Annotated in this window: 19 protein-coding genes; 16 read left to right on the forward strand and 3 right to left on the reverse strand. The window is 58.7% G+C overall.

What is annotated here, in order from left to right; genetic code table 11:
* The 9 genes from repA (at position 1) to AC2444_RS23555 (ending at position 9473) form a co-directional block, all read left to right on the forward strand.
* Positions 1 to 1194, forward strand: coding sequence for a plasmid partitioning protein RepA (gene repA, locus AC2444_RS23515; protein ID WP_003562607.1), 1194 nt, complete (start codon positions 1 to 3; stop codon positions 1192 to 1194).
* Positions 1195 to 1198: 4 nt separating this feature from the next.
* Positions 1199 to 2200, forward strand: coding sequence for a plasmid partitioning protein RepB (gene repB / locus AC2444_RS23520; protein ID WP_003562605.1), 1002 nt, complete (start codon positions 1199 to 1201; stop codon positions 2198 to 2200).
* A gap of 154 nt (positions 2201 to 2354) precedes the next feature.
* On the forward strand, positions 2355 to 3659 hold the full coding sequence (gene repC, locus AC2444_RS23525; protein WP_487762914.1) for a plasmid replication protein RepC: 1305 nt from the start codon (positions 2355 to 2357) through the stop codon (positions 3657 to 3659).
* A 108-nt stretch (positions 3660 to 3767) separates the two neighbouring features.
* Positions 3768 to 4652 carry a dihydrodipicolinate synthase family protein gene (locus AC2444_RS23530; RefSeq protein ID WP_003562601.1) on the forward strand — a complete coding sequence of 295 codons (885 nt, stop codon included), beginning with the start codon at positions 3768 to 3770 and terminating at the stop codon, positions 4650 to 4652.
* 7 nt (positions 4653 to 4659) lie between these two features.
* Positions 4660 to 5337 (forward strand): GntR family transcriptional regulator, encoded by a 678-nt coding sequence (locus AC2444_RS23535; protein WP_003562599.1) that lies wholly within the window; start codon positions 4660 to 4662, stop codon positions 5335 to 5337.
* Between the two features lie 55 nt (positions 5338 to 5392).
* On the forward strand, positions 5393 to 6721 hold the full coding sequence (locus AC2444_RS23540; protein WP_003562597.1) for an ABC transporter substrate-binding protein: 1329 nt from the start codon (positions 5393 to 5395) through the stop codon (positions 6719 to 6721).
* Entirely contained in the window at positions 6721 to 7659 is a 939-nt protein-coding gene (locus AC2444_RS23545; protein ID WP_003562595.1) for a carbohydrate ABC transporter permease, read from the forward strand. The genes AC2444_RS23540 and AC2444_RS23545 overlap by 1 nt, the downstream gene beginning before the upstream one ends.
* Positions 7659 to 8474, forward strand: a complete 816-nt coding sequence (locus tag AC2444_RS23550; protein ID WP_003562593.1) for a carbohydrate ABC transporter permease — start codon at positions 7659 to 7661, stop codon at positions 8472 to 8474. The genes AC2444_RS23545 and AC2444_RS23550 overlap by 1 nt, the downstream gene beginning before the upstream one ends.
* Before the next feature lie 18 nt (positions 8475 to 8492).
* Positions 8493 to 9473 (forward strand): sugar kinase, encoded by a 981-nt coding sequence (locus tag AC2444_RS23555; RefSeq protein WP_003562591.1) that lies wholly within the window; start codon positions 8493 to 8495, stop codon positions 9471 to 9473.
* A 108-nt stretch (positions 9474 to 9581) separates the two neighbouring features.
* On the opposite strand, the gene AC2444_RS23560 is transcribed toward AC2444_RS23555, so the two are convergent.
* Both AC2444_RS23560 and AC2444_RS23565 read right to left on the reverse strand, forming a co-directional pair.
* Positions 9582 to 10586 carry an inorganic phosphate transporter gene (locus AC2444_RS23560; protein ID WP_003562590.1) on the reverse strand — a complete coding sequence of 335 codons (1005 nt, stop codon included), beginning with the start codon at positions 10584 to 10586 and terminating at the stop codon, positions 9582 to 9584.
* A complete protein-coding gene (locus tag AC2444_RS23565) occupies positions 10586 to 11227 on the reverse strand; it encodes a DUF47 family protein (RefSeq protein ID WP_003562588.1) in 642 nt (213 codons plus the stop codon). Before AC2444_RS23565 ends, AC2444_RS23560 begins: the two co-directional genes overlap by 1 nt.
* A gap of 294 nt (positions 11228 to 11521) precedes the next feature.
* On the opposite strand from AC2444_RS23565, the gene ugpB reads away from it, so the two are divergent.
* The 7 genes from ugpB to AC2444_RS23600 all read left to right on the forward strand — a co-directional run bounded on the left by ugpB (position 11522) and on the right by AC2444_RS23600 (position 18145).
* Complete coding sequence (gene ugpB, locus AC2444_RS23570; RefSeq protein WP_128450319.1) at positions 11522 to 12844, forward strand: sn-glycerol-3-phosphate ABC transporter substrate-binding protein UgpB; 1323 nt, start codon at positions 11522 to 11524, stop codon at positions 12842 to 12844.
* Between the two features lie 65 nt (positions 12845 to 12909).
* Positions 12910 to 13794, forward strand: coding sequence for a sn-glycerol-3-phosphate ABC transporter permease UgpA (gene ugpA / locus AC2444_RS23575; protein WP_003562585.1), 885 nt, complete (start codon positions 12910 to 12912; stop codon positions 13792 to 13794).
* 12 nt (positions 13795 to 13806) lie between these two features.
* Positions 13807 to 14655: a sn-glycerol-3-phosphate ABC transporter permease UgpE gene (gene ugpE / locus AC2444_RS23580; RefSeq protein WP_003562583.1), complete on the forward strand. Its 849-nt coding sequence runs from the start codon at positions 13807 to 13809 to the stop codon at positions 14653 to 14655.
* A 1-nt stretch (position 14656) separates the two neighbouring features.
* A complete protein-coding gene (locus tag AC2444_RS23585; protein WP_017996273.1) occupies positions 14657 to 15703 on the forward strand; it encodes a sn-glycerol-3-phosphate import ATP-binding protein UgpC in 1047 nt (348 codons plus the stop codon).
* Positions 15704 to 15758: 55 nt separating this feature from the next.
* The gene (locus AC2444_RS23590; RefSeq protein ID WP_003562579.1) at positions 15759 to 16508 is read left to right on the forward strand and encodes a glycerophosphoryl diester phosphodiesterase; all 750 of its coding nucleotides are present in this window, start codon (positions 15759 to 15761) and stop codon (positions 16506 to 16508) included.
* 9 nt (positions 16509 to 16517) lie between these two features.
* The gene (locus AC2444_RS23595; RefSeq protein ID WP_003562577.1) at positions 16518 to 17303 is read left to right on the forward strand and encodes a DeoR/GlpR family DNA-binding transcription regulator; all 786 of its coding nucleotides are present in this window, start codon (positions 16518 to 16520) and stop codon (positions 17301 to 17303) included.
* Complete coding sequence (locus tag AC2444_RS23600) at positions 17300 to 18145, forward strand: HAD-IIB family hydrolase (RefSeq protein ID WP_003562574.1); 846 nt, start codon at positions 17300 to 17302, stop codon at positions 18143 to 18145. Before AC2444_RS23595 ends, AC2444_RS23600 begins: the two co-directional genes overlap by 4 nt.
* On the opposite strand, the gene AC2444_RS23605 is transcribed toward AC2444_RS23600, so the two are convergent.
* Positions 18103 to 18948, reverse strand: a complete 846-nt coding sequence (locus AC2444_RS23605) for a carbohydrate ABC transporter permease (RefSeq protein WP_003562573.1) — start codon at positions 18946 to 18948, stop codon at positions 18103 to 18105. The two genes, AC2444_RS23600 and AC2444_RS23605, sit on opposite strands and share 43 nt — an antisense overlap.
* Positions 18949 to 18952: the final 4 nt, after the last annotated feature.

Here is an 18952-nt window from a genome sequence, read left to right on the forward strand (position 1 = left end):
ATGCAGCCGAGTCTTGCTCTTCAGGACGATCAAGAGCACCTCCCGTCGCTTCTGGCAACGGATGCGAAGGAGTTATCCTATCAACTTCAGCAGCATCAGGCAAAAATCTTCCCCCCGCTCTCGCAAAAGACCATCAGAACATTTTCGCCGGCGGAAGCGGCAGCCTTTATCGGAATCGGCGAAGGGTATCTCCGCCAGGTAGCCGCCGACGGCCATGGGCCCGATCCGCTCGCAAACGGACGGCGGCTCTATAGCGCAACGGATATGGATCGAATTCGCCGGGTCCTCGACGAGCGAAACGGAACGCCGAAATATGTGCCGGCCCGCAGGCCGGGCGAAAAGCTCCAGATCATCTCCGTCATGAATTTCAAGGGCGGCTCGGGCAAGACCACCACTGCGGCCCATCTGGCGCAGTTCATGGCGCTGCGAGGCTACCGCGTGCTCGCCGTCGACCTCGATCCGCAGGCGTCCTTGTCCGCCTTGTTCGGTCATCAGCCGGAGTTCGACGTCGGAGAGGGCGAAACGATCTACGGTGCGATCCGATATGAGGACCCGCGCCCCATCGCCGACATCGTGCGCGCCACCTACACGCCCAATCTGCATCTCATTCCGGGCAATCTCGAGCTGATGGAATTCGAGCACGAGACCCCGAAGGCGATGGCGTCGGGTACGGCGGAGACGATGTTCTTTGCCCGCATCGGGGAGGTCCTGACGGAAATCGAAAGCCTTTACGACGTTGTGGTCATCGACTGCCCGCCGCAGCTGGGCTTCCTGACGATGTCGGCGCTCTGCGCGGCAACCTCGGTCTTGATCACGGTCCACCCGCAGATGCTGGATGTCATGTCGATGTCGCAGTTTCTGACGATGACGAGTGAATTGATGTCGGTCGTTGAAAAGGCCGGCGGGCGTACGAGCTATGACTGGATGCGCTATCTCGTGACGCGGTTCGAACCGAACGACGGACCGCAAAGCCAGATGACCGGCTTCATGCGGGCAATCTTCGGCAACCGAATGCTCCACAATGCCATGGTGAAATCGACGGCAGTCGCCGATGCCGGCGTCACCAAGCAGACACTTTACGAGGTCGAGCGGTCGCAGTTCACACGCGGAACCTACGATCGGGCACTGGAATCCCTCAACCTCGTGAATGGCGAGATCGAGGCGCATATTCGCTCCACCTGGGGGAGGAAATAGATAGATGGCGCGCAAGAACCTCATCGAAATTTCCGCTCCGAACCCGGCAAGGGCGGACGCGGTCGCACTGCGCGACAATCGTCCGATCGCTGGATTCGTGCCGCAGGAGCGCAGTGCAGCGCCGGTCGGCGGCATTACCAAGACGCTCGGCAACATTACCGAGAAAATGGAGCGGGCGAGTGAGCTGGAACGGCAGCTTGCCAGTGGCCAGACGATCATCGAACTCGATCCCGGCCTGATCGACGCTTCCTTCGTCAGCGATCGATTGGCGATCGATGCGGCCGAACTCGCGCAGCTTGTCGAGCAGATCCGCGAGCATGGGCAGCAGGTTCCGATTCTTGTCCGCCCGCATCCCGAAAGCAGGGGACGCTATCAGGTCGCCTACGGCCATCGTCGCCTGGCTGCCACCCGAGAAATTGGCATCAGGGTGCGTGCGGTCGTCCGCGATCTCACCGACGGTCAGCTGGTCGTCAGCCAGGGACAGGAAAACAGCGCTCGAACCAATCTCTCCTACATCGAGCGCGCACTTTTCGCATCGCGGCTCGAGGAACGCAGCTTTGGCCGCGATGTCATCATGGCGGCCCTCGGCGTGGACAAGGCGGCGCTGTCGAGAATGCTGATCGTCATACGACAGGTCCCCCTGACGCTCGTCAATGCCATAGGTGCAGCACCTGATATCGGCCGCCGCCGATGGCTGGAACTGGGGGAGCGGCTTGAGAAAGCCGACGTCGAAAAGATCATCGCGGAGTTGTCCGCGGACGACGCGCGCAAAATTTCGAGCGACGAGCGGTTTCACCGGGCGCTCGTTCTGGCAACGAAGAAGACGACTGCTCCGAAGCCGACGGTGGCCAAATCTGAGGTCAGCGGTGTGCCTGTCATGATCAAGAAGACAGCATCCGGTGCGACCTTCGTCTTCGACGGCAAGACGGCGCCCGGTTTTGATCAATTCGTCCAGGAAAGGCTGAAGGGCCTGTTCCAGGAGTTCAACAAGGACAGAGGAGCGTAACGCGCAAAAGAAAAAGGCCCCCAACGACGACGCCGTGGAAGCCCTTCTCAGATCTTAAGCACATCGAGAATCGCATTTCCCCGAATCACAGTCAAGCGTCTTAGGCACCAAATTGGTGGATGGTTTTCTTTTGCCTGAACGAAGGTGAAGGCAAATGGAGAGTGGATATGTGACGACGCCCTTTGGGCGGCGGCCGATGTCGCTTGGCATGCTGGCAAGCCAGCACCTGGCCGAGACCATCGAGCCGGGAATGAAACGCAGCAAATGGAAGCTATTCAGGGCGATTTGTGAAGCACGGCCGGCGCTTGGCGTCACCGATCGGGCACTGACGGTGCTCGACGCGCTTCTGACCTTCTACCCTGACGACGAAATCTCCGAGGAAAAGGGACTGATCGTCTTCCCGTCGAATGCGCAGCTTTCGTTGCGCGCCCGCGGCATGACGCCAGCGACCCTCAGGCGGCACCTTGCCGTCCTGGTCGAGGCCGGCCTGATCCTGCGCAAGGACAGCCCGAATGGAAAGCGCTATGCGCGCCGCGACAGGGCAGGGGCGATCGGCGATGCCTTCGGCTTCAGCGTCGCACCGCTTTTGGCGCGTGCTGTCGAAATCGAAAGCCTGGCCGCTCAGGCGGTTGCCGACCGGGAGCTGTTACGGGTGACCAGGGAACGCCTGACGTTGTGCCGGCGGGACATTTCCAAGCTGATCACGGCGGCGCTCGAAGAAGGGGTTTCCGGTGATTGGGAAGGCATTTCGGCGATGTTTCGAACGCTTCTTGCCCGAATTCCACGGGTGGCGACCGCCGAAGACCTGGCACCGCTGCTCGACGAGATGGCGATGCTGCGTGCAGAGATCGTCAACATGCTGGAAAGACGGATAAAAACACAAAAAATAGACGCCAATGAGTCTCAAATTGAGCATCACAAACAGAATTCAAATCCCGACTCCACTTATGAACTTGAACCAAGCTTCGAAACGAAGCAGGGCGAAAAGGCAGCGGCCGATAACGACCCGAACGCCGGGCCGTCGGACGAACGAAGATTGAAGCAGCAAAAGCCTTCCGGCCGGATGAGCAACAGGGCGGGGGGCGCAGCCGACCCGGGCGCCGGACAAGGCCTGAAATCCTTCCCGCTCGGCCTCGTCCTCCAGGCCTGCCCCAGTATTCTCGACTATGGGCCTGGCGGAAGCATCGGTAATTGGCGAGACCTGATGTCGGCCGCCGTCGTCGTGCGCTCGATGCTCGGCGTCAGTCCCTCGGCCTATGAGGAAGCCTGCTCGGGCATGGGGCCGGAAAACGCCGCCACGGTGATCGCCTGCATCCTGGAGAGGGGAGGGCACATCAACTCGCCCGGCGGTTATCTCAGAGATCTGACCCGAAGGACCGAAAAGGGCGAATTTGCGATCGGCCCGATGCTGATGGCGCTCGTGCGGACGAATGGGCCGACGGCGAGGCATGCCAGTTGATCGTGAGAAAGCAACAGCCCCGACAAACGTGTAGCAGTGCGTAATCACCTCTTTACAGCTAACATGTTAGTTTGCTACATTTGACCTGTTCATTGGGAGGAAGCATATTTGACACAAAAATTCGGGCTCTCGGTTGCTCTTGCCACGCCGTTCGACAGCAATGGCGATATCGCGATTGAGGCGATGATCGAGCAGGCACGGCGCAGCCTCGCGGCCGGCTGCTCGAGTGTGACCCTGTTCGGGACGACGGGTGAAGGTTCTTCCATCGGCACGCAGGAACGTGAGCATGTTCTCGCTTCCATGCTTGATAGCGGATTAGCCGCAAAGCAGATCATCGTCGGTGTGCTGGTCGACGCGGCCGAGGATGCGGCGATGCAGGCCGGCCATGCGCTTTCCAAGGGAGCCCGCAATATCCTTCTTGCTCCGCCGTCTTATTTCAAGAACGTGAGTGAGGACGGCGTCTTCCAGTGGTTTTCGGCTGTCTTCGCCATCCTGGGCGACAAGGCGCGCGATATTATCGTCTACAACATTCCCTCGGTCACCATGGTTCCGCTGAGCGTATCGCTCATCGGCCGACTGCGGACCGCCTTTCCCAATGTCGTTACGGGCGTCAAGGATTCCTCCGGCGACTGGCCTTTTACGGAAAAGCTGCTGAAGGCGCATGGCGATCTCGTTATCCTGGTGGGCGACGAACGTCACCTGGCGAAGGGTGTGCGGCTTGGCGGCCAGGGTGCGATCTCCGGCATGGCGAATTTCGTACCTCGCGAAGTCAAGCTGATGGCGGAAGAAGGCAAGGACGATCCTCGCGTCGAGGGTTTCGTGGCCGAATTGCTGAAATTTCCGGTGACTGCCGCCGTGAAAGCGATGGTCGCTCACCTGACGTCGGATGAAATCTGGCTTGCGGTTCGACCACCACTCGTTTCAATATCCGGCGAGGAGCAGGCGCAACTCACTCTTGCGTTCGACACTCTTTTCCGCTCGAAAGCGGCATAGGTCGGAGATGTTTCTGGGAGAGGCGATGGACGGAACGGACGAGCAGCCGACACTGCGGGAAAAGGCGTATGAGAGCTTCACACGCCACCTTCTTGCGCGTGATGTGCGCCCCGGCCAGTTCGTTTCGCAGCGTCGCCTCGTCGAGCTGACGGGGCTGACGCTTGGCGCTATCCGCGAACTTATCCCCCGGCTGGAAGCCGAAGGGCTGATCAAGACGGTGCCCCAGCGGGGGTTGCAGATTGCGCATATCGACCTGAACCTTATTCGCGAGGCATTCCAGCTGCGCGTGTTCCTGGAGAAGGAAGCGGTCGCGCTTTTCACCCGTTCTGCATCTGACGAGACGATCGCCGGGCTTTTGAAGCAGCATCGGGATATTGCGGACGCCATTCGAAATGGCGATGGATCGCACGAATTGGAAGTACACGCACAAGCTGTCGATTGGGGTATGCATGACGCCTTTATCGATGCTTTGGGAAATACCATCATCTCGAACGCCTACCGGGTGAACTCAATCAAGATGCGCCTGATCAGTCAGGACCGTTTTCGTATCGATGGTCACGTCGGACCTGTCATGGGTGAGCACCTCAAGGTGCTCGAGGCGATCGAACGACGATCGGCGGCGGACGCCGTCAACAGCCTTGTCGCACACATCAATCATGCAAGAGATCGTGCGCTCAGGATATAATCGGAAATAAGCAGCCGGGGGTGAGGAGATCGCCGGCAAAAGGAGGAGGAATCACATGTCATCGTTTTTGAACCCGACGAGGCGCGGCTTTCTGGCGGGTACGGCCGCTTTTGGCGCCACCAGCATGCTCGGCGTGCGGCTGGCATCGGCTGCGGTCGATTGGAAGCGCTTTGCCGGCACGACGCTCGAAGTCAACCTGGTCAAGAGCCCGCGCAGCGAAATACTTCTGAAGTACCTGTCCGAATTCGAGGAGCTCACCGGCATCAAGGTCAATGCCGAAGCGACGCCCGAACAACAGCAGCGTCAGAAGACGACTATCGAGTTGAGCTCCGGCAAGCCGAGCTTCGATGTCGTGCACATGAGCTATCATGTCCAGAAGCGGCAGTTCGAAAAGGGCGGCTGGCTTGCCGATATCAGTGGTTTTCTCAAGGACCCCTCTCTGACTGACCCGTCTCTGGTTGAAAGCGACTTCGCCGAAGCCGGCCTGACTTTTGCCAAAGATCCGGGCGGCGTTCTGCGTTCGCTTCCATTCTCGGTCGACTACTGGATCATCTATTGGAACAAGGCGCTGTTCGAGAAGAAGGGGCTGGCCTACCCGACGACATTCGAAGAACTCGCCAGTGCCGCGGAGGCGCTCACCGATCCTTCCACGAATACCTACGGCTTCGTCGCCCGCGGCCTGAAGAACGCCAATACGCCGGTCTGGACGTCGCTGCTGCTTGGCTATGGTTCGAGCCCGCTCGGCCCGGATGGCAAGCTGCGCACAACATCGCAAGAAGCGATCGATGCGGCCAAGCTTTACCAAAGGCTAATGACCAAGACCGCTCCTCCCGGCGTCTCCGGCTTCAACTGGGCTGAGGCACAATCTGCCTTCCTGCAGGGCAAGATCGGCATGTGGCTGGATGGCGTCGGTTTTGCGCCGCCGATCGAGAATCCGGAAAAGTCGCGCGTCGTCGGCCAAGTCGGTTACGGCATCATGCCGAAAGGTCCGAAGGCACAGGCCGCAGGCACCTTCGGCGACGGGCTTGGCGTCGTCGCGGCAAGCCAGAAGAAGGAAGCCGGGTACCTCTTCTGCCAATGGGCGATTTCGCATGAAATGGGCGCACGTCTGCTGCAGGCCGGCGCCGGCGTTCCTTTCCGCCAGTCCGTCCTCGAGGATGCGAAGGTCCGCGAAGGCGTCAAGATGCCGGGCGCCTGGCTGGATGCCGTCGTCGGTTCCGGCAAGATTTCGCAGCTCGCGCTGCCGGTCATCATTCCGGTCACCGAGTTCCGCGACGTTTACGGTGTCGGTCTCACCAACATGATCGGCGGCGCGGATCCCGAAACCGAGCTGAAGGCAGCGACGGCACAGTTCGAACCCGTCCTGGCGAAAAGCGAGGGATAATGGCCTCGACAAGCATCGAAACGGCCGCAGTGGCCAAGACCTCGAAAGGAAGGAGCAAACCGGATCGGTTTGCTCCCAACTACTGGCCTTTCGTCATCCCGGCGCTCATCGTCATTGCGGCCGTCATCGTTTTTCCATGGGTGTTTACCCTTTGGATGAGCGTCAACAGCTGGACGCTTGGCCAATCCCAGGTCTTTGCGGGACTGGACAACTATGCCCGCCTGGTCGTGGACATGCGCTTCTGGGACTCGCTGTGGCATACGGTGCTCTATACGACGCTCTCCGTGGTGGCGCCCCTTTTCCTGGGGACGCTCGCCGCGCTGATCTTTGATACGCAATTTCCGCTGCGCGGCCTTCTGCGCGGCATATTCGTGATGCCGATGATGGCGACGCCGGTCGCCATCGCCCTCGTCTGGACGATGATGTTCCACCCGCAGCTCGGCGTCCTCAACTATCTTCTCTCCCTCATGGGCATCGGTCCGCAGGAATGGATCTATAACCAGAACAGTGTCATCCCATCGCTGGTGCTGGTCGAGACGTGGCAATGGACGCCGCTTATCATGCTGATCGTGCTCGGTGGTCTGGCGGCGGTTCCGCGCGAGCCCTATGAAAGTGCCGAAATCGACGGAGCCAATGTCTGGCAGAAATTTCGCTACCTGACGCTGCCGATGATCGCGCCATTTCTGATGATTGCCGTGATGATCCGCAGCATCGATGCGGTGAAAAGTTTCGACATCATCTACGCCATGACCCAAGGCGGCCCGGGCACGGCGTCGGAAACGATCAACATCTATCTCTACAACACTGCTTTCGCTTACTACGATATTGGCTATGGATCTGCGATGGCGGTTGTCTTCTTCATCCTCATCGTCCTGCTCGCCTTCGTCCTGATGATGCTGCGGCAGCGCGCGAACTGGTCCGACGGGGAGGCACGCTGATGAAGCGCAAGACGCTCGATCGCATCGGACTGCTGTTTGTTGCCCTGGTGATGATATCGCCGGTCGTCCTGTTCTTCCTCTGGATGATTTCCCTGTCGCTGAAATATGAAATCGACAGCGGCGCTTATCCACCGATCTTCATCCCGGAGCGCTTTGCCTGGTCGAACTATCTGAAGGTCTTCGAAGAGAACAACTTCTTCCTCTATCTCTGGAATTCGGTGCTGGTGACGGGTGCCGCCACACTTCTGGCGCTACTGATCGGCGTGCCGGCCGGATATGGCATCGCGCGGCTGAAGGCCGAGAAGTCTGCGATGGTCATCATGATTGCGCGCATGACGCCGGGCCTTTCGTTCCTGATCCCGCTCTTCCTACTGTTCCAATGGCTGAACCTGCTCGGCACGCTCTTGCCGCAGATCATCATCCATCTCGTCGTCACAGTGCCGATCGTCGTGTGGATCATGATCGGTTACTTCGAGACGACGCCGATGGAACTGGAAGAGGCTGCAAGCATCGACGGTGCAACACCCTGGCAGGTTTTCCGGCTGGTCGCCTTGCCGATCGCCAGGCCAGGCATTGTCGTCGCCTTCATCCTGTCGGTCATCTTCTCGTGGAACAATTTCGTCTTCGGCATCGTGCTCGCCAGTCGCGAGACGCGCACGCTCCCCGTCGCGGTCTACAACATGCTCTCGTTCGAGCAGGTCAGTTGGGGTCCGCTGGCGGCGGCGGCGTTGATCGTGACCTTGCCCGTGCTGATTTTGACGGTGTTTGCGCAACGGCAGATCGTGGCGGGTCTGACGGCCGGAGCCGTCAAGTGAGCGGGTGAGACAACGGTTTTGACGACTTCTTCTTCTTCTGCCTTCGACCCACCTCCCGGTCGGGCGCGCCGCGTTTTGTGTGTCGGCGCCGCGGTTATGGACACCTTGTTTCGCGTACGTTCGCTACCGAACGGCCAGGGCAAAATTCTGCCTTACGATATGCTCCAGATCGCCGAAGGCATGGCATCGAGCGCCGCCTTTGCAGTCGCCCGGCTGGGTGGCAAAGCCAGCCTCTGGGGCGCCGTCGGCAATGATGCCACCGGCGAACGGATCATTGCCGATCTCAGCAATAGCAGCATAGACACGAGCGGCATGCTGCGCGTCGAAGACGCCCGTTCGGCCGTCTCGACCATCCTTGTGGATGACCAAGGCGAGCGTTTGATCGTGCCTTTCTACGATGCGGGCCTGCACGAAACGGTCAAGCCGGTCACCAAAAAGGATATTTCTGCTTTCGATGCGGTGCTGGTTGACGTCCGGTGGCCGAAGCTTGCATTGCGGACGCTATTGGCAGCCGCAGAGGCGGGCAAGCCGGCCATTCTCGATGGCGATGTTGCAGGCGATGGCGTGATCGAGATGCTTGCGCCGGCGGCCAGTCACATCGTGTTCTCACAACCGGCGGCCGAACGGCTTTCTGGAGCAGCCGAGCTGGTGAAGATCGTCGGTCTTCTCAAACGAAAGTTCGAGCATGCCTTCATCAGCGTCACGGCGGGCGAAAGTGGCTGCTTCTGGTTCGATGACCGAAGCGGCGAAGTCCTTCATCTTGCCGCTCCGAAGGTGAGGGCGGTCGATACGCTCGCGGCAGGCGATATCTTCCATGGCGCTTTTGCGCTGGTTGTCGCGGAAGGCCTGCCGATTGAAGAGACGATGCGCTTTTCATCCATGGCGGCGGCGCTCAAATGCCAGGTGTTTGGCGGTCGTACCGGCGCACCAAGCAGAGCCGAGGTCTGCAACAGGCTGCAGGGTTGGGACGCGTCGGTGACAAGGATGGGTGGTCGCTAGAGAAATTCCAGCAATAGTGCGAAGCGGTTTTGCGTCCGGTATTGCGTGAAAACAAAGAGATAGGGCATGATGCCGAAAAATGTGAGCGGTGTTCGGACGACATCCGTTCTAGGCGAAGAGGTCCGATAGCCAGTAGCACAGCGCCGAAATGATCGCAGCGGCGGGGAGTGTGACAACCCAGGCAACAACGATGTTGCCCGCCAAGCCCCAGCGTACGGCCGATAGTCGCCGAGCGGCGCCCACGCCGATGATGGCGCCGGTGATCGTATGGGTGGTCGAGACCGGGATGCCCAGCCAGGTTGCGCCAAACAGTGTCAATGCACCGCCTGTTTCGGCACAAAATCCCTGCATTGGGTTGAGACGGGTGATCTTCGATCCCATCGTATGGACGATCCGCCAGCCGCCGAAAAGGGTACCGAGTGCCATTGCGCTTTGGCATGAGAGAACGACCCAGAGCGGCACATGGAAACCACCCGTCAGGTAGCCTTGCGAATATAGCAACACGGCGATGATGCCCATCGTCTTCTGAGCGTCGTTGCCCCCATGACCGAGGGAGTAGAGTGAGGCAGACACAAACTGGAAGACCCGGAATGTCCGATCGACGGCGAAAGGTGTCTGTCGCACGAAAATCCACGACACGATCAGAATGAGCAGAAGCGCAAGGAAAAATCCGATCGCCGGCGACATCACGATGGCGCCGGCCGTCTTCAACAAACCGGTCCAGACGATCGAACTGAATCCCGTCTTCATCAGGCCAGCACCCACCAGACCGCCGACCAGTGCATGGGATGAACTCGACGGGATACCAAAGACCCAGGTGACAATATTCCAGACAATGGCGCCCATCAACGCCGCGAAAATGACTTGCGGAGTCACGATGGCCGGATCGATGATGCCGGTTCCGAGCGTTTCCGCGACGTGCAAGCCGAAGAACAGGAAGGCTATGAAGTTGAAAAAGGCCGCCCAAAGCACAGCATATTGCGGACGCAGTACGCGCGTCGACACGATTGTGGCGATGGAATTGGCTGCATCGTGCAGGCCGTTCAGGAAATCAAAGAAGAGTGCGACAGCCACGAGAGCGGCAAGAAGCGGAAGGGCAAGGGTGGCTTCCATCAAACGTTCTCGATGACGATGCCACTGATCTCATTGGCGACATCCTCGAAACGGTCGACGACCTTCTCAAGCTCGCCATAGATCTCGCTGCCGATGAGGTAAGCCATTGCATTTGACGCGCCGTGGCGACGGAAAAGATCCTTCAAGCCCTGCTCATGCAACTCGTCGGACCGGCCTTCGACGCGCGTTACTTCTTCTGCCAGCGCCGCCAGACGAGGAGCATTCGTGCTGATCCGATCGAGAAGAGGAAGGGCTTCGGCTATCAAATGTGCTGCCTGGACAATGGTCTTTCCCATTTCCTGCATCAGAGGATCGAAGCTTTTCTGCTCGAATAGCCGAATGGTCTTCACCGTTTTCTGCATCATGTCGATCGCATCATCCATCGACTGGATCAGATCCTTGATGTCGCCACGGTCGAACGGCGTGACAAAACTGCGACGCACGGCAAGCAGTACTTCGCGGGTGATCTCGTCGGCTTCATTCTCCAAGGCGACAATCCGTGCACAATGCCCTTCAATGTCTGTGCCGCTCAAAAGTTCGTCGAGCGCTTCGGCCGCACCGACGACAGTCTTTGCGTGTTGAGCGAAAAGATCGAAGAAGCGATCTTCCCGCGGCATGAGTTTTCGAAACCAGTTCAGCATCTGCGCTCCATCGACTGTCACAAAGCTGTCATAGAGCACGCCGTTGGTCGTGAAAAGCCGTTAGCGACCGATGTCATGGGACTTCCACCGGATCATGCGAGCCATCAAAGGCTGCCGCAGCGCTTATCATCGATCGGCCACTCCTTCCGGCAACGGTCTTTACGATCGCTGAGCGAGTTGGTGTCATCAAATGTTCATATGAACATTCTATCTTTGCAAAATGAAACTAGCCTGTTACCATCGAGCTCACGTTCGTAGCGGGAGGCTATGGACCGACAACAAGTGGGAGTGAGGATGAACAAGATCGCTTTTTTCCTGTCCGCAGGATTGACCAGCCTATCCTTATCCGTTCCGGCAATGGCGGCCACGAAGATCCAGTGGTGGCACGCAATGGGCGGCGAGAATGGCGCGAAGCTTGAACAGATCGCCAAGGGGTTCAACGCATCTCAATCTGACTATGAGATCGTCCCGGTATTCAAAGGCACCTATGACGAGACGCTGACGGGCGCCATTGCTGCGTTCCGCGCCAACCAGCAGCCGGCAATCGTGCAGGTCTATGAAGTCGGCACCGGCACGATGATGGCAGCACAGGGCGCGATCTATCCCGTCTACCAGTTGATGAAGGACCAAGGGGAGGCCTGGGACCAGAGCAAATTCATTGCTCCGGTCGTCGGCTATTACTCAGACACCAGCGGCAACGTTCTGTCGTTGCCGTTCAATTCCTCGACGCCGATCATGTATTACAACAAGGATGTCTTCAAAAGGGCGGGGCTTGATCCGGAAACACCGCCGAAAACATGGGCGGACGTTGAAGCCTTTTCGCGGACGATCATGAAGTCCGGCGCTGCGAAGTGTGGCTTTACCAGCGCCTGGATCTCCTGGATCCAGACTGAAAACCTTAATGCTTTGCACGACAAGCCCTACTCCACCAAGGCCAACGGCTTTGGCGGCTTGGATGCGGAGTTCACCTTCAACAACGATCTCACGATCCGCCATTGGGGCAACTTGAAGAAGTGGCAGGACGAGGGGCTCTTCAAATTCGGCGGGCCTGGCGGCGGCGATAATGCTCCTCCAATGTTCTATTCGCAGGAATGCGCGATGTACATGAACTCGTCGGCCGGCCGGGCAGGCGTTATCAATAACGCAAAGGCTTTCAAGGTCGGGTTTGCGCCGCTTCCCTACTATGACGACGTCATTACGCAGCCGCTCAACTCGATTATTGGCGGCGCCACGCTCTGGACGCTGAAAGGTCGCCCAGAAGAGGAATACAAGGGTGTCGCGAAGTTCTTCACCTACCTGCAGAAGCCGGAAGTGCAAGCCGATTGGCATCAGTTCTCCGGCTACCTGCCGATAACCGAGGCTGCCTATAAGCTGGGCCAGGATCAGGGCTATTACGAGAAGAATCCTGGAGCAGATATCGGCATCAAGCAGCTGACGCGGGTGACACCCACCGATAATTCCAAGGGTATCCGGTTCGGCAACTACGTCCAGGTGCGTGGCATCATCGACGATGAGTTTGCAGCATTGCTGGGCGGGAAGAAGACGGCGAAGGAAGCGGTTGATTCCGTGGTCGCACGAGGCAACGAACAGCTTCGCGATTTCCAGTCCGCCAACTAATGGGCTCCGCGACGGGGGCTGGTGAGAGACCGGCCCCCGTTTCCCATCCGTCAGTGTGAGGGCCCATGCAAACCAAACGGACCGTATTTCCCAACAAGCTTTTGCCTTACCTGCTCATCGCACCCCAAATTTTCGTGACCGTGGTATTCTTCCTCTGGCCCGCGGCGACGGCATTCTGGCAATCTTTCCTGCGCCAGGATGCCTTCGGCTTCAAAACGAGTTTCGTCTGGTTCGAAAACTACCGCCGGCTCTTTGCCGATCCGATCTACATCAACGCCTTCGGCCACACGCTCATCTTCGCCATTCTCGTGACGGTCCTATCGACGGCGATCGCGCTGCTCCTGGCTGCAGCGGCGATGCGCGTGTTGCGCACCTCTCGCATTTATTCGACCTTGCTGATCTGGCCCTATGCCGTCGCTCCCGCGATCGCCGGCATTCTTTGGTGGTTCATGTTCAATCCCTCGATCGGCATCGTCGCCTATATGTTGCGGGCGATGGGGATCAACTGGAACCATCTGATCAATCCTGACGACGCCATGATCCTGATCGTCATCGCGGCGACTTGGAAGCAGATTTCCTATAATTTCTTATTCTTCTTGGCTGCGCTGCAGTCGGTCCCGCGTTCGCTTCAGGAAGCCGGGGCGATCGACGGAGCCGGTCCTGTGAAGCGTTTCTGGACGATCGTGTTCCCGCTGATCTCACCGACAACCTTCTATCTGATCGTCATCAATATCGTCTACGCGATGTTCGATACCTTCGGGATCATTCATGCGACCACCCAGGGCGGACCGGCGCGTGCAACCGAGATCCTTGTCTACAAGGTCTATTTCGACGGCTTCATCGGACTGAATTTGGGCTCGTCGGCGGCGCAGTCGGTCATTCTCATGGTGATCGTCATCGCTCTGACCGCCGTCCAATTCCGCTTCATCGAACGCCGCGTGCAATATTGAGGAATCCCGAGGATGGTTGAAAATCGCCCCTTCCTAAATTTCCTGGCGCATCTTGTCCTCATCATCGGCGTCACGATCGTCGTATTTCCCGTCTACGTGGCTTTCATCGCATCGAGCCACGGTCCAAACGACTTCTTGTCAGGTGTCGTGCCGCTGACGCCGGGAAGCCACATCATCGAGAACTATTCGACGATGCTATCATCTGGAATGACAAGCTCGGGGGCGCCGCCGATCGGGCCCATGATGATCAACTCGCTGATCATGGCGGTTGGCGTCGCCGTCGGGAAGATCGCTATTTCGATCCTTTCGGCCTTTGCTATCGTCTATTTCCGGTTTCCGTTCCGGACCTTGGCATTTTGGATGATCTTCATCACGCTGATGCTGCCGGTCGAGGTGCGCATCGTGCCGACCTACAAAGTCGTCGCCGATCTCGGAATGCTGAATAATTACGGCGGCCTCATCATTCCGCTGATCGCATCGGCAACGGCAACCTTCCTGTTTCGTCAGTTCTTTCTGACTGTTCCCGACGAACTCATGGAGGCTGCCCGTGTCGATGGCGCAGGGCCGATGAAGTTCTTCCGGGATATCCTGCTGCCGCTGTCGATCACCAACATCGCGGCGCTCTTCATCATCTTGTTCGTGCTCGGCTGGAACCAGTATCTGTGGCCGCTCATCATAACGACCGACCAGAGCTTTTATACCGTCGTGATGGGAATCCAGCGCATGGCAGCGGTTGCCGATGCCGAGCCGCGCTGGAACCTTGTGATGGCAGCCGTCATTCTGGCCGCCCTGCCACCCGTCCTCGTCATCGTCGCCATGCAACGCCTTTTTGTCAAAGGCCTGGTCGAAACGGAGAAATGAAATGGCAACGATCAATATCATCGACGTCAAGAAGAATTATGGCGCCGTTCCGGCGGTCAAGGGTATCAACCTGTCTGTCGCAGACGGCGAACTCATCGTCCTCGTCGGCCCCTCCGGCTGTGGCAAATCAACCCTGCTTCGCATGATTGCCGGGCTGGAATCCATCAGCGAAGGCCATGTCGAGATTGCCGGCCGCAATGTCAACAAGGCAGAGCCTGCCGACCGCGATATCGCCATGGTCTTTCAGAATTATGCGCTTTATCCGCATATGACCGTACGCGGAAATCTAGAATATGGTTTGAAAAATCGTGGCACCGAACGGGCGGAAATCAACCGCCGTGTGGCGGAGGCGGCCGAGATCCTCGAAATTGGGCCGATGTTGGATCGTAAACCTCGCGAACTCTCCGGCGGGCAGCGCCAGCGCGTTGCGATGGGGCGGGCGATCGTTCGCGAGCCGGCCGCCTTCCTGTTCGATGAGCCTCTGTCCAATCTCGATGCCAAATTGCGGGTGCAGATGCGCGTTGAAATACGCCGGCTGCAACGGCGCCTGAAGACCACCAGCATCTATGTCACCCATGACCAGCTTGAAGCGATGACGCTGGCCGACCGGCTGGTTGTCATGAACGGAGGACTTGTCGAACAGGTCGGCACGCCCGTGGCGGTCTACGATCGCCCGGCGAGCCTGTTCGTCGCCAGCTTCATCGGCTCACCGCCTATGAATCTCGTGCCGATCGACGTCCTCAGGGCAGCCGACAGCGCAAGTGCCCTGGCATTGCCCGCCGGGACCGATATGGTCGGCCTTCGCCCGGACGCGTTGCTTGTTGCCAAGCCGGTTGAGCCTTCCGTTCGTCTCAATGCAACGGTCGAGCTGCTCGAGCCAATCGGCGGAGAAAGCCATCTGCATGTGCGATTGGGAGGGGGCCAGCAGACGGTCGTCCTGACCGTACCGGGTCGTCCGGATTTTGCCGAGAATGCCAATATCGACGTCTTCGCACGCGTCGGCGCGATGCATCCTTTCAACAGCGATACCGGAAAACGCACAGATTGACTCCGGTTTATTATTTCTCCATCCCAGCCCAGAAGACGATGAAAGAGATGAGACGATGACGACCGTAGAGCCGCGATCCGGCCCGAGACGCAGTGAGGTTCAGGCGCATCGAGGCGCCTCTGCCATTGCGCCCGAGAATACCATTGCCGCTTTCCGGGCGGCCGCTGAACAAGGCGCGGAATGGGTCGAACTCGACGTAGCACTTCTTGCCGACGGGACCCCGGTCGTCATCCACGACGTGTCGATCGATCGCTGTTCCTCGTCGAAGGGAAATCTTGCCGACCTCACCGCGTCGGATCTCGGCGCCATCGACGCTGGCTCATGGTTCAGCCCGAAATTCAAAGGCGAACCACTGCCGACGCTGGCCCGCGTTGTTTCCGCGCTGGGCGAACTCGGGCTCAACGCCAATGTCGAGATCAAGCAGCATGCCCATCACAAGTCACTCGACCAGCTGGTCAAAGTCGTCGATCAACATCTGAAGGCGCGGGCGGCGCACACCAGGATCATGATCTCAAGCTTTGATGCCGCTGCGCTGAAGGGAATGTATGAGATCGATCCAAGCTACGAACTCGCCATGCTGTGGAGCAAGCTGCCTGCGGATTGGCAGGATACCCTTCGGTCGATTCCCGCAAAGACCATCCATCTCGACTACAAGGCTCTGAGTATCGGGTTTCTCGAGGAGGCCGTGCGTCGCGGCATCTCGGTGCGGGCGTGGACCTGCAACGATCCCAAGCGGCTCGCATCATTCTGGGACGTGGGTTTGACCGGTGTGATAACAGACGACCCCAGTGTCTACCTCACGTAAGGAGCGGCGATGGGGCAGCGGATCATATCGAGCCGACAACGTGAGATCCTTGCGCTGATCGAAACGGAAGGTGTTCAGTACATCGAGGAACTGGCACGTCGGTATGATCTGACGACGCAGACGATCCGTCGTGATATCAATGCATTATGCGATCTCGGGCACGCACGCCGCTTCCACGGCGGCGTCGACTTGCCGGTCGCGGGCAGCAACATCTCACTCAATGCTCGCGCCCAGCTCAACCGACGGGCCAAGCGGCTGATCGCCAAGCGTGTCGCCGCCGACATAGGGGCAGACGCGACAGTGTTCCTCGGGATCGGCAGCACGGTTCGGTTCGTCGCCGAGGCGCTGCGTGATCACCAGGGTCTGACGGTGATCACCAATAACATCCACGTCGCCTTGAGCCTTTGCGACGCGCCGAGCGTCGAGGTCCATTTGACGGGCGGACTTTTGCGCCACGATGACCGCGACGTGGTGGGCACGGATGTGATCAGGTTCGTCGAAAAATTCTATGCGACTTACGCAGTCGTCGGCGCGGGCGCTTTGAGCCCGCTCAACGGTCTGATGGATTTCAGCTATAGCGAAGCCCAAATCACCAATGCCCTCCTTGAGAATTCACAAACGCAGATTCTGGCCGCAGACGTCAGCAAGTGGACGCGCAACGCTTCCGTGCGTGTTGCGCCATTCAGCAAACTCACCCGCTTCTACACCGATCGGCTGCCTGGCGAAGCTGCCGCCACCAATGCCCTCGCCGAGAGCGGCTTGGACGTGGTCACATGCAGCGAGGATATGACATGAGCTATGTAGACCTTGCACCATCGGCTCGTGAGTTACAGGATGTGCGCTACCTGTTCACCGACATCGACGATACCCTGACCACCGAAGGCAAGCTTCTGCCGCAAACCTACGAAGCTCTCTGGGATCTCAGCCGGGCGGGAATTGCCGTCGTGCCGGTCACGGGCGGCTCAGCCGGATGGTGCGAACATATCGTCCGCGCCTGGCCTGTGGCCGCCGTCATCGGCGAAAGCGGCGCATATTGCGTCACCCGTCAGGACGGCGAAGTGGTGTTCGACTATTGGGAGGATGGCGCCCTACAGGGTGAGCGCCAGCGCCAGCACCTGCAGACGATCAAAGAGCTGATCTCGCAAAATAGCCGGACGTTCAGAATTGCCCACGACCAGGTCTTCCGGCTGGCGGATGTCGCAATCGACATTCACGGTCAGGAACCGTATGAGGTCGAAGATCTGGCATCCAGCATTAGAGCCATGGGCGGAACGGTCGCGATCAGCTCCATCCACATCAACACGTGGATCGGCGATTACAATAAGCGCTCGATGAGCGAGCGCGTTTTAACCGAGATGTTCGGTATCGATCCCGATCAAACAGCCGCCGTGACCGCCTTCGTCGGTGACTCTCGAAACGATGCACCGATGTTTGGCTTTATCCGCAACTCTTTCGGGGTCAACAACATCATCCCGGTTCTTTCACAATTGCAATACGCGCCGAAATGGGTCTCCTCGCAGCCCGCCGGGCTTGGCTTTGCCGATATTGCCCAAACGATCTTGGACGCGGCTGGCGCAGGTTCTGAGACGTCTCGTCAGCTTTTGACCGAGCCGGCGGTCATGCCTGCCAGGAAGTAGCGTTGAGCAACCAGATAAAGGACCAGGAGGGGAAGGGAACCGAGCACGCTCATCGCCATCATCTCGTTCCATTCGAAGGCGTGCTGGCCCATCAGAAGCTGGATGCCGATCGGAACCGTCCTGAGGTCCATCGATTTTGTCAGCGTCAGCGCGAAGAGGAATTCGTTCCAGGCGAGCAGAAAGGTGTAGACCGCGGTGGCGACGATCCCGGGGATGGAGACCGGAACGATGACGCGCCAGAGCGCCGTCCAGCTCGAACCGCCGTCGACCAGGACGGCCTCGTCCAGCTCTTTCGGCAGGGTGTTGAGATAGCCTGTCATCAGCAGGACGGCGTAAGGCAGTGTGAAGACCATGTAGGTCAGGATCAGCGCCAGATAGGTATCGAAGATCCTGAAGGCGACCACCATTCCGAAATAGGGAATGAGAAGGGTAATCGGCGGAACGGTCTGGGTGCTGATGATGAAGATGTTCAAGGTGTTCTTGAACCGGAACTGATAGCGGCTGAAGCCGTAGGCGGTCACGATCGCGACGAGGAGGGTCAGAATGGTGACGACGCCGGCGACAAAGTAGCTGTTGATGAAGAACCGCACTTTCACCGGATCGTTGAAAATCGTCAGATAGGCGGCCACCGTGAAATCATCCGGCAACAGTCGCGGCGGAAGGGCGAAGATTTCCGTATTCGATTTCAGCGAGCTGAAAAACATCCACACGATCGGAAAAGCCGAAAAAACCAGGCCGATCGCCAGACCGAGATAGGTCAGGATGGTCGGCAATACCGAGCTTTTGAAGGAACGCTTTGCCATGACG

Source organism: Rhizobium sp. WSM1328, assembly GCF_057653715.1.

Bases quoted from the DNA above. Each gene is read 5' to 3' on its own strand.
- repA (WP_003562607.1), top strand. From the start codon at position 1: ATGCAGCCGAGTCTTGCTCTTCAGGACGATCAAGAGCACCTCCCGTCG.
- repB (WP_003562605.1), top strand. From the start codon at position 1,199: ATGGCGCGCAAGAACCTCATCGAAATTTCCGCTCCGAACCCGGCAAGG.
- repC (WP_487762914.1), top strand. From the start codon at position 2,355: ATGGAGAGTGGATATGTGACGACGCCCTTTGGGCGGCGGCCGATGTCG.
- AC2444_RS23535 (WP_003562599.1), top strand. From the start codon at position 4,660: ATGTTTCTGGGAGAGGCGATGGACGGAACGGACGAGCAGCCGACACTG.
- AC2444_RS23540 (WP_003562597.1), top strand. From the start codon at position 5,393: ATGTCATCGTTTTTGAACCCGACGAGGCGCGGCTTTCTGGCGGGTACG.
- AC2444_RS23545 (WP_003562595.1), top strand. From the start codon at position 6,721: ATGGCCTCGACAAGCATCGAAACGGCCGCAGTGGCCAAGACCTCGAAA.
- AC2444_RS23550 (WP_003562593.1), top strand. From the start codon at position 7,659: ATGAAGCGCAAGACGCTCGATCGCATCGGACTGCTGTTTGTTGCCCTG.
- AC2444_RS23560 (WP_003562590.1), bottom strand. From the start codon at position 10,586: ATGGAAGCCACCCTTGCCCTTCCGCTTCTTGCCGCTCTCGTGGCTGTC.
- AC2444_RS23565 (WP_003562588.1), bottom strand. From the start codon at position 11,227: ATGCTGAACTGGTTTCGAAAACTCATGCCGCGGGAAGATCGCTTCTTC.
- ugpB (WP_128450319.1), top strand. From the start codon at position 11,522: ATGAACAAGATCGCTTTTTTCCTGTCCGCAGGATTGACCAGCCTATCC.
- ugpA (WP_003562585.1), top strand. From the start codon at position 12,910: ATGCAAACCAAACGGACCGTATTTCCCAACAAGCTTTTGCCTTACCTG.
- ugpE (WP_003562583.1), top strand. From the start codon at position 13,807: ATGGTTGAAAATCGCCCCTTCCTAAATTTCCTGGCGCATCTTGTCCTC.
- AC2444_RS23585 (WP_017996273.1), top strand. From the start codon at position 14,657: ATGGCAACGATCAATATCATCGACGTCAAGAAGAATTATGGCGCCGTT.
- AC2444_RS23590 (WP_003562579.1), top strand. From the start codon at position 15,759: ATGACGACCGTAGAGCCGCGATCCGGCCCGAGACGCAGTGAGGTTCAG.
- AC2444_RS23595 (WP_003562577.1), top strand. From the start codon at position 16,518: ATGGGGCAGCGGATCATATCGAGCCGACAACGTGAGATCCTTGCGCTG.
- AC2444_RS23600 (WP_003562574.1), top strand. From the start codon at position 17,300: ATGAGCTATGTAGACCTTGCACCATCGGCTCGTGAGTTACAGGATGTG.
- AC2444_RS23605 (WP_003562573.1), bottom strand. From the start codon at position 18,948: ATGGCAAAGCGTTCCTTCAAAAGCTCGGTATTGCCGACCATCCTGACC.